Annotated in this window: 19 protein-coding genes; 2 read left to right on the top strand and 17 right to left on the bottom strand. The window is 71.4% G+C overall.

Annotation, left to right across the window (positions count from 1 at the left end):
* Positions 1–26 precede the first annotated feature (26 nt).
* The 8 genes from SLUN_RS24215 to tsaB form a co-directional block, all read right to left on the bottom strand.
* Positions 27–683 carry a hypothetical protein gene (locus tag SLUN_RS24215; protein ID WP_108151592.1) on the bottom strand — a complete coding sequence of 219 codons (657 nt, stop codon included), beginning with the start codon at positions 681–683 and terminating at the stop codon, positions 27–29.
* A 21-nt stretch (positions 684–704) separates the two neighbouring features.
* Entirely contained in the window at positions 705–848 is a 144-nt protein-coding gene (locus tag SLUN_RS39580) for a hypothetical protein (RefSeq protein ID WP_159100314.1), read from the bottom strand.
* A gap of 171 nt (positions 849–1019) precedes the next feature.
* A complete protein-coding gene (locus SLUN_RS24210) occupies positions 1020–2267 on the bottom strand; it encodes an RNA polymerase sigma factor (protein WP_371413843.1) in 1248 nt (415 codons plus the stop codon).
* Positions 2268–2309: 42 nt separating this feature from the next.
* The gene (locus SLUN_RS24205; protein WP_108151588.1) at positions 2310–2666 is read right to left on the bottom strand and encodes a YciI family protein; all 357 of its coding nucleotides are present in this window, start codon (positions 2664–2666) and stop codon (positions 2310–2312) included.
* Between the two features lie 107 nt (positions 2667–2773).
* Positions 2774–3028: a hypothetical protein gene (locus tag SLUN_RS24200; RefSeq protein ID WP_108151586.1), complete on the bottom strand. Its 255-nt coding sequence runs from the start codon at positions 3026–3028 to the stop codon at positions 2774–2776.
* Positions 3025–4122 (bottom strand): tRNA (adenosine(37)-N6)-threonylcarbamoyltransferase complex transferase subunit TsaD, encoded by a 1098-nt coding sequence (gene tsaD, locus SLUN_RS24195; RefSeq protein WP_108151584.1) that lies wholly within the window; start codon positions 4120–4122, stop codon positions 3025–3027. Before tsaD ends, SLUN_RS24200 begins: the two co-directional genes overlap by 4 nt.
* A gap of 33 nt (positions 4123–4155) precedes the next feature.
* Positions 4156–4611: a ribosomal protein S18-alanine N-acetyltransferase gene (rimI, locus tag SLUN_RS24190; protein ID WP_108154911.1), complete on the bottom strand. Its 456-nt coding sequence runs from the start codon at positions 4609–4611 to the stop codon at positions 4156–4158.
* 29 nt (positions 4612–4640) lie between these two features.
* The gene (gene tsaB, locus SLUN_RS24185) at positions 4641–5294 is read right to left on the bottom strand and encodes a tRNA (adenosine(37)-N6)-threonylcarbamoyltransferase complex dimerization subunit type 1 TsaB (RefSeq protein WP_108151582.1); all 654 of its coding nucleotides are present in this window, start codon (positions 5292–5294) and stop codon (positions 4641–4643) included.
* A gap of 126 nt (positions 5295–5420) precedes the next feature.
* Here tsaB and SLUN_RS24180 point away from each other — a divergent pair, with 126 nt between their 5' ends.
* Complete coding sequence (locus SLUN_RS24180; protein WP_108154910.1) at positions 5421–5957, top strand: L,D-transpeptidase; 537 nt, start codon at positions 5421–5423, stop codon at positions 5955–5957.
* Positions 5958–6043: 86 nt separating this feature from the next.
* On the opposite strand, the gene SLUN_RS24175 is transcribed toward SLUN_RS24180, so the two are convergent.
* From SLUN_RS24175 to SLUN_RS24135, 9 genes are all read right to left on the bottom strand, one after another.
* The gene (locus SLUN_RS24175) at positions 6044–6247 is read right to left on the bottom strand and encodes a hypothetical protein (RefSeq protein ID WP_108151580.1); all 204 of its coding nucleotides are present in this window, start codon (positions 6245–6247) and stop codon (positions 6044–6046) included.
* A 156-nt stretch (positions 6248–6403) separates the two neighbouring features.
* Positions 6404–6964 (bottom strand): tRNA (adenosine(37)-N6)-threonylcarbamoyltransferase complex ATPase subunit type 1 TsaE, encoded by a 561-nt coding sequence (gene tsaE, locus SLUN_RS24170; protein WP_108151578.1) that lies wholly within the window; start codon positions 6962–6964, stop codon positions 6404–6406.
* Positions 6936–8162, bottom strand: a complete 1227-nt coding sequence (locus SLUN_RS24165) for an alpha/beta fold hydrolase (RefSeq protein ID WP_108151576.1) — start codon at positions 8160–8162, stop codon at positions 6936–6938. Before SLUN_RS24165 ends, tsaE begins: the two co-directional genes overlap by 29 nt.
* A complete protein-coding gene (gene alr, locus SLUN_RS24160; protein WP_108151574.1) occupies positions 8159–9343 on the bottom strand; it encodes an alanine racemase in 1185 nt (394 codons plus the stop codon). The genes SLUN_RS24165 and alr overlap by 4 nt, the downstream gene beginning before the upstream one ends.
* A 129-nt stretch (positions 9344–9472) precedes the next feature.
* Positions 9473–10912 carry an NAD(P)H-hydrate dehydratase gene (locus SLUN_RS24155; protein WP_108151572.1) on the bottom strand — a complete coding sequence of 480 codons (1440 nt, stop codon included), beginning with the start codon at positions 10910–10912 and terminating at the stop codon, positions 9473–9475.
* 4 nt (positions 10913–10916) lie between these two features.
* Positions 10917–11285 (bottom strand): holo-ACP synthase, encoded by a 369-nt coding sequence (locus SLUN_RS24150; protein ID WP_108151570.1) that lies wholly within the window; start codon positions 11283–11285, stop codon positions 10917–10919.
* Positions 11282–13129 (bottom strand): glutamine--fructose-6-phosphate transaminase (isomerizing), encoded by a 1848-nt coding sequence (gene glmS / locus SLUN_RS24145; protein ID WP_108151568.1) that lies wholly within the window; start codon positions 13127–13129, stop codon positions 11282–11284. Before glmS ends, SLUN_RS24150 begins: the two co-directional genes overlap by 4 nt.
* Before the next feature lie 153 nt (positions 13130–13282).
* On the bottom strand, positions 13283–14584 hold the full coding sequence (locus tag SLUN_RS24140; RefSeq protein ID WP_254709943.1) for a DUF2254 domain-containing protein: 1302 nt from the start codon (positions 14582–14584) through the stop codon (positions 13283–13285).
* 156 nt (positions 14585–14740) lie between these two features.
* Positions 14741–15535 carry an SDR family oxidoreductase gene (locus SLUN_RS24135; RefSeq protein WP_108154908.1) on the bottom strand — a complete coding sequence of 265 codons (795 nt, stop codon included), beginning with the start codon at positions 15533–15535 and terminating at the stop codon, positions 14741–14743.
* 440 nt (positions 15536–15975) lie between these two features.
* Here SLUN_RS24135 and SLUN_RS24130 point away from each other — a divergent pair, with 440 nt between their 5' ends.
* Positions 15976–16401, top strand: a complete 426-nt coding sequence (locus tag SLUN_RS24130) for a DUF7144 family membrane protein (RefSeq protein WP_108151566.1) — start codon at positions 15976–15978, stop codon at positions 16399–16401.
* Positions 16402–16421 lie beyond the last annotated feature (20 nt).

The raw sequence follows: 16421 nt of genomic DNA, 5'->3' as shown, positions 1-16421 counted from the left end.
GGACATCGGATGACACCACCCCCGGGTCAGCGGTGCGCGCCGCCAACAGCCGTCGCGGCCGCCGAGCGCGCAGCCACCAGCCGGACCGCCCAGCGGTAGTGGCTCACCGCCTTGGCGGCGCCGAACAGGCCCGTGAGCCACATGATGAAGCCCAGGCCCATCAGCATCATGACCTCGGGAACGGTGTCCTCGCCCGGCTTCGCGCCCGCCGGGACAGCGAAGGAGAGCCACAGGCCGGACGCGCAGAGCAGGAACGACGGGATGAACCACATCAGGCTCAGCACAGGTGAGCCGAAGCGGGCGTCCCTGGCCGGTTCCCAGTCCAACGCGGTCCACTGCCAGAGTCGTTGACGGATCTCCGCGTCGTGCGCGACGCCGAGGCCGACCACCAGGCCGGTCGGGATCATGCACCCGAGACCGAGGGCGCCGAGGATCGCACCGAACAGGACACTGAACGGGTCCGGCTCCTGATCGAAGGTCTCCACCATCGTCACGACGAAGGCCCAACCGACAGCGAACCCCGCCGCCGTCAGCCACAGCAGCACCAGCCGCATCGGATCGATGCTCCGCCGGCGCAGCTCCGCCATCGCCTTCTCCCGGTCGGCGAGCAGCGACTCCCGGTCGGGCCAGGCCCGTATCTCGACAGGAGGTGGGGGCGGGGGCAGCGAGTTGCTACGGGACATGTGTCCGACCTTATCGCCCGCTCAGTTGGCGAACTCCTTGAGCTCTTCGGTCTCCAGCGCGCGAACCCGACCGGGTCGGGAAGCAGCCTCCTGGCGCCACATCCGGGCCTGGTGGCCGCAGTGCCGCCACGCCGACGGCGTCTGCTTGAGCTGATGTTCGGTCATATACCTCAGGCTAAGCGGTGTCGGGGAAGTCCGGGTGGGTGAAGGAGCGGGTCGAGGGCCGAGTCTGGCAAGGCGGAGGAAGGAGTCCACGCGGAGCGTCGGCGACTGACGACAACGCAGCCAGGCGACAGCCATCGGCCCGCGACGCCGCCCGGACTTCCCCGGGGCCGCTTAGGGACCGGACACGGAGCGTGAGGCCCTTTCCAGGAGCAGCTCCCTCTCCCGTGCGTTGCGCGTGAGCGACGCCGCCCGCTCGAATTCCGCCCGCGCCTCCTCCGTACGCCCCACGCGCTCCAGCAGGTCCCCCCGTACGCTCGGCAGCAAGTGGTAGTCCTTCAACGCCGGTTCATCGGCGAGTGCCTCGACCAGCTCCAACCCCGCCTCGGGGCCCTCCGCCATCGAGACCGCCACCGCCCGGTTCAGCTCCACGACCGGGGACGGCATCAGCGCCGCCAACTGCCCGTAGAGCGTGGCGATCGTCGTCCAGTCCGTGTCGTCGTACGTCACCGCCTGCGTGTGGCAGGCGGCGATCGCGGCCTGGAGGGCGTACGGTCCACGGCCCGCGCGGTGCAGTGCCTCGACGCCGCGGCGGATCAGCAGTCGGTTCCACCGGGAGCGGTTCTGGTCGGCGAGCAGGACGGGCTCGCCGGCCGGCCCTGTCCTCGTCGGGATGCGCGAGGCCTGGAACTCCAACAGCGCTGCCAGGCCGTGTACTTCGGGCTCCTTGGGCATCAGGCCCTGCAGTACCCGGGCCAGCCGCAGCGCGTCCTCGCAGAGCGCCGGGCGCAGAAGGTCGTCGCCTGCCGTGGCCGAGTACCCCTCGTTGAAGACCAGGTAGATGACCTCCAGCACCGAGCCGAGGCGCTCGGCGCGGTCGGAGCCGTAGGGGACCTCGAAGGGGACGCCCGCCCTCGCCAGCGACCGCTTGGCGCGGACGATGCGCTGCGCGACGGCGGGCTCGGAGGCCAGGAACGCACGGGCGATCTCCTCGGTGGTCAGTCCGCCGAGGAGCTTGAGCGTGAGTGCGATCCGGGCGTCCGTGGAGAGCACCGGGTGGCATGCGGTGAAGATCAGCCGCAGCAGGTCGTCGTCGATGTCGTCGGGACCCGGCGGTTCGGGCGGCGGCGCTACGTCCTCCAGCGCGCGGCCGACGTCGGCGAGCTTGCGGGCGTAGGTCTCCTTACGGCGTACGAGATCGATCGCGCGATGCTTCGCGGTGGCCATGAGCCAGGCTCCCGGCTTGTCCGGGACACCCGACTCCGGCCACTGCTCCAGCGCGGCGACCAGGGCGTCCTGCGCGAGCTCCTCGGCGATGCCCACGTCCCTCACGATGCGTGTGACACCGGCGATGATCCGCGCCGACTCGATCCTGAATACCGCTTCGACCGTTTCGGTCGCGCTTGCTGCACTCACGGCCACCCATCAGAGCAGCAGTACCGGAGCGGGGCAAGCGCGGACGGATCAGCCCTCGTCGATCTGGCGGACCTCGCAGGTGACCGCCCACTGCTCGGGGTGGATCTCCAGGAAGCGCTTGGCCCATTCGAGGGCCTCCGCCTTGTCCTTGCACTGCATGATGGCGTAGCCGCCGATGACTTCCTTGCTCTCGGTGAAGGGCCCGTCGGTGTACGACAGCTTGCCGCCCGACCAGGTCACGCGGGTGCCCGCGGAGGTCGGGGTGAGACCGGCCGTGTCCAGCATGACCCCGGCCTTGGTGATCTCCTCCAGCAGGCTGCCCATGCGCTGGTTGAAGTCCTCGGGGAAGTCCTCCCCGGCGAGCTCGTTCTCGTTGACACGGACCATCGACAGGAAGCGCGGCATGGTGACTCCTCGGTTCGGGAGAGCGGGGCCGTTCCCCGCCTCTCACCCATGCGTCGAACGGGAGACAACCGGATCGACATCGTCGCCGGAATTCTTCCGGAAAATTCTCAGCCCAGCGACTCGAAGCGCCACCGGTGTACCGGCCGCGTGACCAAGTCGGTTGCGGGCTCCGGGAGTTCGGGCAGCTCCGCGCCCACATCGTCCGCGTCCCACCAGGTGATGACCAGCAGCCGGTCCTGGGCCGCCCGGAACGTCTCGCGGCGCTGCGGATCGTGCGCCAGCTCCTGGGCGCGGGCCCATTCGAGCAGCTCCGCGCCCCGGCCCCGGACCGCCTTGGCCTCCCACATCAGCGCGACCGTCATGAGTACAGGTTGTCCTTGCTGATCTCGTGCACATGGTCGTGCGAGTGCGTGCGGCCGGGGACATGCGGCTCGGTCACCGGCAGGGACGAGTCCGCCGACAGCTCCAGGTCCGAGGCCGGCCTGCCCCGCGCCACCATCTCCGCGCCCAGCGCCGCCACCATCGCGCCGTTGTCCGTGCACAGCCCGGGCCGCGGTACGCGCAGCCGGATCCCCGCCCGCTCGCACCGCTCCAGCGCCAGCGCGCGCAGCCGCGAGTTGGCGGCCACTCCCCCGCCGATCATCAGGTGGTCCACGCCCTGGTCCTTGCAGGCGCGCACCGCCTTCCGCGTCAGCACATCCACGACCGCTTCCTGGAAGGACGCCGCCACATCCCGTACCGGCACCTCCTCGCCCGCCGCCCGCTTCGCCTCGATCCAGCGGGCCACCGAGGTCTTCAGCCCCGAGAAGGAGAAGTCGTACGCCGGGTCGCGCGAGCCGCTCAGCCCGCGCGGGAACGCGATCGCGGCCGGGTCGCCCTCCTTCGCCAGCCGGTCGATCACCGGACCGCCGGGGAAGCCCAGGTTGAGCACCCGCGCGATCTTGTCGAAGGCCTCGCCCGCGGCATCGTCGATCGTCGCGCCCATGGGCCGTACGTCCGAGGTGATGTCGGGCGCGAGCAGCAGCGACGAGTGGCCACCGCTCACCAGCAGCGCCATCGTCGGCTCGGGCAGCGGCCCGTGCTCCAGCTGGTCGACGCAGATGTGCGAGGCCAGGTGGTTCACCCCGTACAGCGGCTTGCCCAGCGCGTACGCGTACGCCTTCGCCGCCGCGACCCCGACCAGCAGCGCGCCCGCGAGGCCCGGACCGGCCGTCACCGCGATGCCGTCGAGGTCGCGGGCGCAGACGCCCGCCTCCTTCAGGGCGCGCTCGACGGTCGGGACCATCGCCTCCAGATGCGCGCGCGAGGCGATCTCGGGGACCACTCCGCCGAAGCGGGCGTGCGTGTCCACGCTTGAGGCGACGGCGTCCGCGAGCAGCGTCGTACCGCGGACGATGCCGACGCCGGTCTCGTCGCAGGAGGTCTCGATGCCGAGTACGAGCGGTTCGTCAGCCATCAGTCAGTCCAGCCCGTCCAGCCTGTCCAGCCATCAGTGGGTCTCTGTTCCTTGTACGTGGAGCCGCATGACGAGGGCGTCGATATTGCCCGGCTGGTAGTAGCCGCGGCGGAATCCGATGGGCTCGAAGCCGAAGCGTTCGTACAGCTTCTGGGCCCTGGTGTTGTCCACGCGCACTTCGAGGAGCACCTCGTCGCACTCGAAGGCGGTGGCGTGCTGCAGCAGATCCGTGAGCAGCCGGGAGCCGAGTCCCGTGCCCCACTGGCCGCGGGCCACGGCGATGGTCTGTACGTCCCCGAGGCCGCCGGCCGCCGCGAGCCCGGCGTACCCGACGATCTCCCCGGCCGCCTCGGCCACCACATAGCGGCGGGTGGCCCGGGGGCCGCGCGCGTGCGCGAGCTCGGACCAGAACATGCCGGGCGACCAGGCGTCCTCGGGGAACAGCGCGTGCTCGAGCGCGAGCACCGGCTCCAGGTCCCACCAGCGCATCTCGCGAAGCACAGCGGTGACGGTAAGGGTCACTTGGGTGTGACCACCTTGTAGTTCTTCGGCACCTGCGCGTCGGGCCTGCGCAGATACAGCGGCAGCGGCGGCAGGAAGGCGACGCCCGCGGCCAGCTTCTCGGCGGCCAGCGAGGCGAGCGCTCCGGCCGGGACATACTCGGGCCCGCGCGCGTCCGGGAAGGTCTCGGGGTAGAGCAGCGCACCGGCGCCGACCGCCGGCAGGCCCGCGACCTGTTCCGCGATGTCGGCGGGCCGGTCCACGGCGGGCTCGCCGATCCGCCTGCGGGCGGAGTCGTACCGCGCCCAGTACACCTCTTTGCGGCGCGCGTCCGTCGCCACCACGAAGGGCTCGTCGAGACCCGACGCGTACGCCAGCCCGTCCAGCGTGCAGAGCCCGTACACCGGCACCCCCAGCGCCGAGCCGAAGGTCGAGGCCGTGACCAGACCGACGCGGAGTCCGGTGTACGGGCCGGGGCCGACCCCGACCACCACAGCGGTGACGGCGTCGAGTTTCACCCCGGCGTCGGCGAGGACGCGGTCGACGGCGGGCAGCAGGAGCTCCCCGTGCCGGCGCGCATCGACGCGGGAGGACTCGGCGACGACGGAGCTGCCGTCGTGGAGGGCGGCGGTGACGGCGGGCGTGGCGGTATCAACGGCGAGCAGGAGCACGCAAACAGCCTACGGCTCTTGCGGCGGGGGCACGGTGCCCCGTCTGGGGGTACGGCTGCTGCTACCGTCACCACGGATACGTACATCAGAGAGGTGGGCACGGTGGCACGGAGCAGCTCGGGACTGGTGGCCGGGCTCACGGCGGCGGCTCTGGCCGTTGTCGCGTTCCTCGCCTACCAGGCGTCGGCGAGCGCCCCCGACCACCTCGGAAAGCCGAGTAGCCCGAGCGCTGTTCCCTCCGCGCAGGCCTCCGACAGCCCCAAGCAGAAGCCCAGGGACCCCCTGACCGTGCCCGCGAAGTCGGGTGCGGGCGTGCGCGTCGTGTACTCGCTGAGCGACCGGCGGGTGTGGCTCGTGGGCCCGAAGAACCAGCTGAGGCGGACCTTCGAGGTCATGCCGTCGACGGTCGGCCCGCCACCGGGTGTGCACACGGTGACCTCGCGGTCGGGGACCGTCCCCGGCTCGGACGGGGTACCGATCGAGCATGTGGTGCGGTTCGCGGACGTCGACGATGTGTCGATCGGCTTCAGCGCGGCGAGGGACGGGTCGATGGCGAGCCCGGACCCGCGCAAGAAGACCGGTGGTGTACGCATGAAGCGGGCGGACGGCGACGCGATGTGGACGTTCGCGACGATCGGCTCGAAGGTCGTCGTCGTCCGCTAGGGTCTTTCGTTTCGGCAGGTCCTGTGCGGACCAGGGAACTCCGCGCGCGGAGAGTCGCCCGTACGAATTACGCCGCGTCGCGTGAATTACGCCGCGTCGCGCCTGGGTTCGCGTTCCTCGGCGCGCAGCTCCTCCGCCCGCCGCTCCTCGCGGGGCGGAGTGGAGACCGCGCTGGCCGCCGCGCACGACGCCAGCAGATCACGCATCGACAGGGCCGACGGCTGCGTCACCGGCTGCGCCGGCTCCGCGGACTGCGGCCGTGGCTGGAACTCGCGCTCGGATGCCGACATGGATGCCTCCTGAGGCTCCGGGGGCAGGCGTAGTTAGGTAGACCTAACCACGTCTCGCTACCATGTGACCACGCACGACACAGCTCGCGCAACATTTTGCCGACGTCTTGTCGGAACGTACACAACCGGGACCCGCACAGCCCCGCCGAGTACGGCTCAAGCCCCCACGGACGTCAGATCGACCGTGGCCCAGCGCGCGCCGAAGCCCGTCAGCGTGACCTCGCGGCGGTCGTCGTACTCCGCGGGTCCAGCGGTCTCCCCCGGGGAAGGCGCAGCACCGACCACGCGGTGGATCAGCACATGCAGCCGGTCGTCCGAGAGGTCCTCGACCTTTCCGTCGCCCCACTCCACGACCATCACCGACTCCGGCAGCGAGACATCGAGATCGAGGTCCTCCATCTCGTCCAGGCCGCCGCCCAGGCGGTAGGCGTCCACATGGACCAGGGCCGGGCCGCCGGTCAGCGAGGGGTGGACGCGGGCGATCACGAAGGTCGGCGACGTGACGGCGCCGCGGACTCCGAGGCCCTCGCCCAGGCCACGCGTCAGTGTCGTCTTGCCCGCGCCGAGCTCGCCGGTGAGCATCACCAGGTCACCGGGGCGCAGCAGCTTCGCGAGCCTGCGCCCCAGCTCCTGCATCTCCTCGGGGGACTCGACGGCGAGACGGACGGCAGCGAGTCGGGCGGCAGACTCAGCCGCCGGGCTGTGCGGTGCTTCCATACGGGCCAACGTTAGCCGGTGCCGGCACCGCGCCGACCCGGGCCAGCAGGTCGGCGAGACGGTCCGTGACGGCCTCCGGGTGCTCCAGCATCACCAGATGCCCGCCGTCCGGCACGATCACCAGCTCCGAGTCCGGCAGCAGGTCCGCGATGGCCTCGCTGTGCGAGCTCGGCGTGACCAGATCCTTGTCCCCGGCCAGGACGAGCGCCGGCACCTCGAGGAAGACGGCGAGCGACTCGGCCTTGTCGTGCTCCACGAAGGCCGGGTAGAACTCCGCGACCACGTCGATCGGGGTCGACTCGATGAGCCGCTCCGCGAACCGCGCCACCGCCGGGTCGACGTCCTTGGACGAGAACGAATACCGCTTGATGAGGCCGGCGAAGAGGTCGGCGGTGGCCCGGCGGCCCCGCTCGACCAGTTCGGCCTGTGAGCCGAGCGCCTTGAGTACACCGGGGAGCACCCGCCGCACCGCGTTCACGCCCGCGAGCGGCAGCCCGTAGTTGACCTCGCCCAGCTTTCCGCTCGACGTGCCGACCATGGCGACCCCGACGACCCGCTCCCGTACCAGCTCGGGGAACTGCTCGGCCAGCGCCATGATCGTCATGCCGCCCATGGAGTGGCCGACGAGCACCAGCGGGCCCTCGGGCGCGGCCGCGTCGATGACCGCCTTCAGGTCGCGGCCCAGCTGGTCGATGGAGACCGGCACGGCGTCCGGGCCCGACTGGGAGGCGCCGCGGGCCGAACGGCCATGGCTGCGCTGGTCCCAGTACACCGCGCGCACCAGACCGCGCAGGGCCGCCCGCTGGAAGTGCCAGGAGTCCTGGCTGAGGCAGTAGCCGTGGCTGAAGACGACCGTGACCGGCGCCGGGGCCTTGCGGCCGAAGAGCCGGCGGCGGCGCGGGGCGCCCGCGTCCGGGTCCACCTCGTCGGCCTCGTAGTAGAGCTCGGTGCCGTCGTCGCCGAGCGCCTTGCCCGGCATGCCACGCAGTGCGCCGTACGGCCCGGACGCGTCCAGCGCGAGCCGTGCCTTCTGGCGCATGCCGCGGCCGACCGTCATCCGCTCGAGCGCCACACCCGCGGCCGCACCGGCCGCGATCACACCTATCGCGGCGCCGACGATGCCCGCCCGGCGCCAGTTGCCCGTCGCGGCCGCCGCCGCCGCGGCCGCCACGGCGTCCCCCGTGCTGGTCTCGCTCACCGTGCCGCTCCTCGTCCGTCGGAGAACTCGTTGTCCTCGTTGTCCTCGTTCAGGTAGACGCGCGGAACCCTGGTACCGATGCGGGTCACGATCTCGTACGCGATGGTGTCCGCTGCCTCCGCCCAGTCCTCTGCGGTCGGCTCGCCCCGGTCGCCCGGTCCGAACAGCAGCGCCTCGGCGCCTTCCTCGACCCTCTCCCTTCCCAGGTCGACCACGAACTGATCCATCGCCACCCGTCCCGCGACCCGCCGCCACGCGCCGCCGACCAGGACCGGACCCCGGCCCGAGGCATGGCGCGGGACGCCGTCCGCGTAGCCGAGAGGGATGAGGCCGAGTGTCGTCTCGTCCGCTGTGACGTACTGATGCCCGTAACTGACGCCGTGACCCGCCGGGACCTGCTTCACCAGGGCGACGGATGCGGCGAGCGTCATCACGGGCCGCAGCCCGAAGTCCGCGGGCGTGCCGAGCTCGGGGCTGGGCGAGATCCCGTACATCGCGATGCCGGTCCGTACGAGATCGAAGTGCGCTTCAGGGATGGTCAGCGTCGCCGGGGAGTTGGCGATGTGCCGGACCTCGGGCTCGATACCCGCCTTCTCGGCGTACGCCACCAGCTCGCGGAATACGTCCAGTTGCGCGGCGATCGAGGGATGCCCCGGCTCGTCGGCGCAGGCGAGGTGCGACCAGAGGCCGGTGACCTTGACCGTGCCGGCGGCCTCGGCGGCGAGCGCGGCGGCGACCAGTTCGGGCCAGTCGGCGGGCAGGCAGCCGTTACGCCCGAGGCCGGTGTCGGCCTTCAGCTGGATACGGGCCGGCCGCCCCGCCTCCCGGGCCGCCGCGGTGACTTCGCGCAGCGCCCACAGGCCGCTGACCGACATGTCGAGATCGGCCTCGATGCCCTCGCGCCAGGGGTCGCCGGGCGTCCACAGCCAGCACATCACCCGCCCCTGGATGCCCGCCGCGCGCAGTGCGAGGGCCTCGTGGGGGGTGGCGGTGCCGAGCCAGGTGGCGCCGGCCTCCAGCGCGGCCCTGGCGCAGGGCACCATGCCGTGTCCGTAAGCGTCCGACTTCACCACGGCCATCAGGGCAGCACGGGGCGCGCGGGCGCGCAGCGCGCGCACATTGGCGCGCAGGGCCGCGAGGTCGATCTCGGCGCGGGCTCTCAGGCGTGGTGTCTGACTCATCGCGCCCAGTCTCTCAGAGCGGTGCGACAGCGCTCGTACAACAGTTGTGCGGTTGCTCACGGCGTGCCGCCTCGGCAACGCGAGCCTCGCCGGCGTTCGAGGCGCGGGGTCCGGGGCGGAGCCCCGGTATCAAGCCTGGACGTCTCCCCACGCGGAGCGCAGCGCCTCCGCCACCTCGTACGACGTGATCGGCCCGCCCTCCGACGCCGCGTGGCGGGCCGCGAGCCCGTGCAGATACGCCGCGGCCGACCCCGCGTCCCGCGCGTCGAGTCCGGCCGCCAGCAGCGAGCCCGCGAGTCCGGAGAGCACATCGCCGCTGCCCGCCGTGGCCAGCCACGGCGTGCCCATCGGGTTGACCCGGACCGGGGACCGGCCGCCGTCCGGCGCGGCGACCAGGGTCGTCGAGCCCTTGAGCAGCACCGTGGCTCCATAGCGCGAGGCCAGCTCCCGTACGGAGGCGAGCCGCGCCGACTCCACCTCCTCGCGCGGTACGCCGAGCAGCGCGGCCGCCTCCCCGGCGTGCGGGGTCAGCAGCGTGGGCGCGCCGCGGCCCCGTACCGCCGCCGCGTCGAGCAGCCGCAGCCCGTCCGCGTCGACCAGCACGGGCACGTCGGAGTCCAGGACTTCGGCCACGACGCCGATCCCGTCGCCGAGCCCGGGACCGACCACCCACGCCTGCACGCGCCCCGCCTTCGCGGGCGGTCCGCCGTGCACCAGGGCCTCCGGGAAGCGGGCGATCACCCCGTCGGCGGCGGGCCCGACGTACCGCACGGCGCCGGCCCCGCCGCGCAGCGCGCCCGCCACCGCGAGCACGGCCGCGCCCGGGTAGCGCGCGGACCCGGCGACGACGCCGACGACGCCCCGCCGGTACTTGTCGCTCTCTCCGGTCGGCACCGGCAACAGCCGTGCCACATCCGCGTGTTGGAGTGCCTCGAGATCGGGCACGGACGGCAGATGGTCCTCGAGCCCGATGCCGACGAGCCGCACCATTCCCGCGTACTCCTTCGCCGGGTCGATGAGCAGGCCCGGTTTGTACGTACCGAAGGTCACCGTCGCGTCCGCGTGCAGGGCCTCGCCCCGGACCTCTCCGGTGTCCGCCTCGACGCCGCTGGGCAGGTCGACGGCGACGACGACGGCGTTGGAGCCGCGCGCGGCCCGGATCACCGGCACCGCGTCCGGGCGCAGCCCGCCGTGTCCGCCGATGCCGGTGACGCCGTCCAGGACCAGGTCCGCGTCGGCGAGCACCTCGAAGGGGTCGTCGGTGACCCGGCCGCCGGCGCCGAGCAGGGCCGCGAGTCCGCCCTGGTGCGCGCGGTCGGGGGCGAGGAGCACGGCACAGACCCCGGCCCCGCGGCGGGCCAGCCGCGCCCCCGCGTACAGCGCGTCGCCGCCGTTGTCCCCGCTGCCGACGAGCAGGACGACCCGTGCCCCGTACACCCGGCCGAGCAGACCGGCACAGGCGGCGGCCAGTCCGGCGGCCGCGCGCTGCATAAGCGCTCCCTCCGGGAGCCGCGCCATCAGCTCGGCCTCGGCGGCCCGTACGGTCTCCACGCTGTAAGCGATGCGCATACGGTCAACCCTCCGCGATCACCACGGCCGACGCCACCCCCGCGTCATGGCTCAGCGAGACGTGCCACGACCGCACACCGAGCTCCGCCGCGCGGGCGGCCACCGTCCCGCGCACCCGCAGCCGCGGCTGCCCGCTGTCCTCGACGTACACCTCGGCGTCCGTCCAGTGCAGCCCGCCGGGTGCGCCGAGCGCCTTGGCCACCGCCTCCTTGGCGGCGAACCGTGCCGCGAGGGAGGCGTAACCGCGCCGCTCACCGCTCGGCAGCAGCAACTCCCGCTCCAGGAACAGCCGTCCGGCCATTCCCGGCGTACGCCTCATCGTCGCGGCGAACCGGTCGATCTCGGCGACATCGATCCCCACCCCAATGATCATTCGACGGTGACAGACTTCGCGAGGTTGCGCGGCTGGTCGACCTCGTTGCCGCGCGCCGTCGCCAGCTCGCACGCGAAGACCTGCAAGGGCACCGTCGCGACCAGCGGCTGCAGCAGCGTCGGTGTCGCCGGGATCCGGATGAGATGGTCCGCGTACGGCTCGACCGTCTCGTCCCCCACCTCCGCGATCACGATCGTCCGCGCTCCCCGCGCCCGGATCTCCTGGATGTTGGAGACGATCTTGTCGTGCAGCACCGAGCGTCCGCGCGGCGACGGCACCACGACCACCACCGGCAGATCCTGCTCGATCAGCGCGATCGGCCCGTGCTTGAGCTCACCCGCGGCGAAGCCCTCGGCGTGCATGTACGCCAGCTCCTTGAGCTTCAGCGCACCTTCGAGCGCCACCGGATAGCCCACATGCCGCCCCAGGAACAGCACCGTGTTCTTGTCGGCGAGCGAACGTGCCAGCTGCCGGACCGGCTCCATGGTCTCCAGGACCTGCTCGACCGCGCCCGAGATCTTGGCCAAGTCGCGGATGACGGACTGGATTTCGTCGCCCCACTTGGTGCCGCGCACCTGCCCCAGATACAGCGCGAGCAGATAACAGGCCACCAGTTGGGTCAGAAAGGCCTTGGTCGAGGCGACCGCGACCTCGGGCCCTGCGTGCGTGTACAGCACGGCGTCCGACTCCCGCGGGATCGTCGAGCCGTTCGTATTGCAGATGGCCAGCACCTTCGCGCCCTGCTCGCGCGCGTGCCGCAGCGCCATCAGGGTGTCCATGGTCTCGCCGGACTGGGAGATCGCGATCACCAGCGTCCGCTGGTCCAGAATCGGGTCCCGGTAGCGGAACTCGCTCGCCAGCTCCACCTCGCAGGGGATACGCGTCCAGTGCTCGATGGCGTACTTGGCGATCATCCCGGCGTGGAACGCGGTCCCGCACGCCACGATGACGACCTTGTTCGCCTCCCGCAGCACCGAAACCGGAATCCGCACCTCGTCGAGGGTGAGGGAGCCCCCCGCGTCGATCCGGCCCAGCAGGGTGTCGGCGACCGCCTTCGGCTGCTCGGCGATCTCCTTGAGCATGAAGTAGTCGTAGCCGCCCTTCTCGGCGGCGGAGGCGTCCCAGTCCACGTGGTACGAGCGCACTTCCGCGGGCACCCCGTCGAAGTCGGTGACGCTCACGCCGTCCCGGCGCAGCTCCACCACCTGGTCCTGCCCCAGCTCGATCGCCGAGCGCGTGTGCGCGATGAAGGCGGCCACATCGGAGGCGAGGAAGGACTCGCCGTCGCCGACGCCCACCACCAGCGGGGAGTTCCGCCGGGCTCCCACCACCACATCCGGCTCGTCCGCGTGCACCGCGACCAGCGTGAAAGCGCCCTGGAGCTGCCGGCACACCTGCCGCATCGACTCGGCGAGGTCCCCGCACGACGAGAACGACTCGGCGAGCAGATGCGCCACGACCTCGGTGTCGGTCTCGGACTCCAGCGCGTGCCCGCGCGTCTCCAACTCGGCCCGCAGGGCGGCGAAGTTCTCGATGATGCCGTTGTGTACGACGGCGACGCGCCCCGCGTTGTCCAGGTGAGGATGGGCGTTGGCGTCGGTCGGCCCGCCGTGCGTGGCCCACCGGGTGTGCCCGATACCGGTCGACCCGGTCGGCAGCGGCCGGCCCACCAGCTCCTTCTCCAGATTGACGAGCTTGCCCGCCTTCTTCGCCGCGGCCAGCCCGCCGTCGGCGAGCACGGCCACGCCTGCCGAGTCGTACCCCCGGTACTCGAGCCGCTTGAGGCCCGCGATGACCACATCAAGCGCCGACTGCCCGCCGACGTAACCCACGATTCCGCACATACCAACCCCTTCGAGCCCACGGGTACCGGAGACCGGCATCACGTGTCTGTATGTTCGCAGAGCGGAAGCCGGGTCCTCGTGACCGAGTCACCGCGCCACGGGTACCGGGGGCTCACCGGCTTCGGGCAGCCGGTCGAACCGCTCGCGGCACGCTCAGCCGGGCGGCGTTGACGGCCGAGGGCGCCCCCCGCCGATGCCCTGACGGTCGCCGACCTGTGCCGTGGCACGGCCCGCGGGGTCGGTGAAGTTCCGCTGAACCGACTCGTCCAGGAGCCTCAGCTCCGCTCGCACCGCGGCCAGGTGCCGGTCGGGCAGGACGTCGAGAAGGCTCTCCAGCAGGGCCCGGAGCCGCCGGCAGGTCTGGGTGGACCTCGCGCCGAAATCACGGATCTCGGTGACGGCCAGCTGGAGATAGTCCTCCCAGGTGCGGCCCGGAAACAGCAGAAGCGGCCGGCCGCGGTCGTCGCCGATCGCGTAGTCGGCGCGCAGTTCGTTCCTGCCGACGACGTGCAGGAACTCCTCGATGTGGTCCAGGACCTGGACGGCGGTCGTGGGGTCGTTCACGGCCGGGGAGAGTGCCCGGATGGCGATGTCGACGAGGATGCGCAGGGCGAAGGCCGGGTCCTGTTCGATGGTCCGCTCGACACCCAGGGCCACGAGTCCCGTCAGCTGCCGGGGATCCGGCTGCGAGGTTCCGCCGTGGACCTCGATGAGGGTGGTGCCGGGTGGCACGAAGTCGCCGACCGGATGCGTGAGTACGAACGTACAGCCGTGGCGCACCGCGGCGGCTTTCAGCCCTGCCACGTGGAACGCCTGGATGGAGCCGCCCCGTTCGGACCGTACAAGGGTTCTCGCCTCACCGGGCAAGGGCTTCCCGTGCTCCCCGTACTGGACCGCGGGAAGGCCGGCCTCCGCCGCCCACCGGGCCAGGACACGTTCCCCGAAGCGGGTGACCAGGTCGGCGATGGCCACCGGCCTGAGGTTGTGGGTGAACCGGTTGAGATAGATGAGCAGGAGCAGCAGGCTGACCGCGACGGCCAGACCGGCGAGTGTGACCCCCAAGTCGGGGACGGAGTCCTCCTCGACGGAGCGCAGGAGGGAGAAGGCGAACGCGAACGTCCCGGCGAACGTGGCGAGTACGGACTTCTGCAGCCGGTCCCGGTACCAGAGGCGCATGTACCGGGGGGACAGGGTTCCGGTCGCCTGCTGGACGACGAGGACACCGATGGTCACCACAAATCCGAGCAGGCCGACCATGGCCCCGACGATGGCACTCAGAACGGTGCTCGCCGTGGACGCGGAGTACCGCCACTCCGCGGGCAGTTGGAACGTTCCGTCCAGCGCCTGGGCGAGCCGGGCGAGAATCGCGCCCAGGAGAAGTCCGAAGAGCGGGATGATCCACAGGCTTGATTTGGCATATTGCCGCAGCCGAAAGGCCACCGCCCAGGACATCATTCCCGGCCTCCGGACGCCGAACGGGCCGGCCCTGGTGGCGCGCTGCCGAAGAGCACGACCTTGTCTCCTTCGAGTGCCGGGGGCGTACGCGTCCCGGTGACCGGGTCCAGCCTGCCGTCGCCGCAGGTCGTCGTCGGTGACGCCTGAGGAGAAGCGTCAGCCGCCGGTGGCGAATCCGGGGAAGAGGGTCATCCCGCCGTCCACGTAGAGCGTGGTACCCACCACGTAGTCCATGAGGTCGGAGGCGAGGCCGACGACGGCGTAGGCGATGTCATCGGGGTCTCCGATGCGGTCGTAGGGGATCAGCCTCAGCAGGTCCTTCCGGGCCTCGGGCGTCTCCCAGGCGCTGCGGTTGATCGGCGTCCTGATGGCTCCCGGGGCGACCGCGTTCACTCGGATCCTCTGGGGGGCGAGTTCCTGCGCCAGCGTCTGCATCATCATCAGTACGCCGCCCTTGGACGAGGCGTAGTTCACGTGCCCCGCCCAGGGGATGAGCTGATGCACCGAGCTCATACAGATGATCTTCCCGGCCGCGCGCGACACCTCCGGGACGACACCGCGCCGCAGGAACTCCTTCGTCACCTCCCGGGCACACAGGAACTGTCCGGTGAGGTTGACGTCCAGCACCTTCTGCCACTGGGCGAGTGTCATGTCGGTGAGCCGGGCGTCCCGCTGCAGGCCCGCGTTGGCCACCAGGATGTCGATCGTTCCGAACTCCTGGACCATCCCGTCGACCATGGCGATGACCTGGTCCTCCTGGGACACGTCGGCCTCGTACGCCGCGGCACGCACCCCGAAGCCCTTGATCTCGTCGACGACCTGCTCGGCGGCGTCGCGATCGGCCACGTAGTTCACGACCACGTCGGCACCGGCCCGGCCCAGTCCGATGGCGGTCGCCCTGCCGATACCGGAGTTGGCGCCCGTGACGAGCGCCTTCTGGCCTTTCAGCAGGTGCGCGGGGATCACGCCCTGTGCCGCGCCTGCGGTGGGATTCACGATGGTGTGCCTCCTCGGAGCGTGGCCCCGGTCCCGCGGGCCGCAGCACCGGTCGGGCCGGCTCGTCACAGAATCACCGGCGGGCGGGAGGCGGCACGCTCCCCCGGCTCCCGTTGGGCCGTTTGGCGGCCGTTCTTCGCCCGGTCGGCCCAGCTGTCGGTTCAGCCGGTCGAGAATGTGGCCGCCGGCCCGGCCCTGCCTCTCGCCCGGGCCTGTCCCTACGCGAATCGGCCGCACTTCGAACGTATCTTCCCGCTTGTCCGCGGCCAACGGGCGACCGGGGCGGAGCCGCCCGTGGTGCGGGCCACGCCCCAGGGGTGGACGCTGGAATCAAGCCGATCGGACCAACGGGCCGCTCCGGCTAGTTGGCCCTACTACCCGAAGGGGGACGCACCATGGCTACTCACGCAGGCGTCCGAGAAGGCGACACGGCGCACGGCGGCAGAGGCTTCGCCGGTGGATGGATGGTGTTCGCCGCCGTCCTGATGATCTTTGGCGGGATCATGGCCATCTTCAACGGCATCGCAGCCATCGCCAAGGACGACGTGTTCGTCACCACCCGCAATTACTCGTTCCAGTTCAACCTGACCGGGTGGGGCTGGGTCCATCTGATCCTCGGCATCATCCTCGTACTCACCGGACTCGCCCTGTTCAGGGGAGAGGTCTGGGCACGGGTCATCGGTGTGGCGGTAGCGGGCCTGGCCATGATCTCGAACTTCCTGTGGCTGCCCTACTACCCCTTCTGGGCCATCGTGCTCATCGCCATCGACCTCTTCATCATCTGGGCGCTGTGCGCCGCCCCACGGCCGGCGCAGCCCTGACAGCCGGGGGCTCACCTCCG

The organism is Streptomyces lunaelactis (assembly GCF_003054555.1).
Classification (GTDB): domain Bacteria; phylum Actinomycetota; class Actinomycetes; order Streptomycetales; family Streptomycetaceae; genus Streptomyces; species Streptomyces lunaelactis.
Note: the sequence above shows the minus strand (reverse complement) of the source record. Positions and strands in the feature narration are given on the sequence as shown.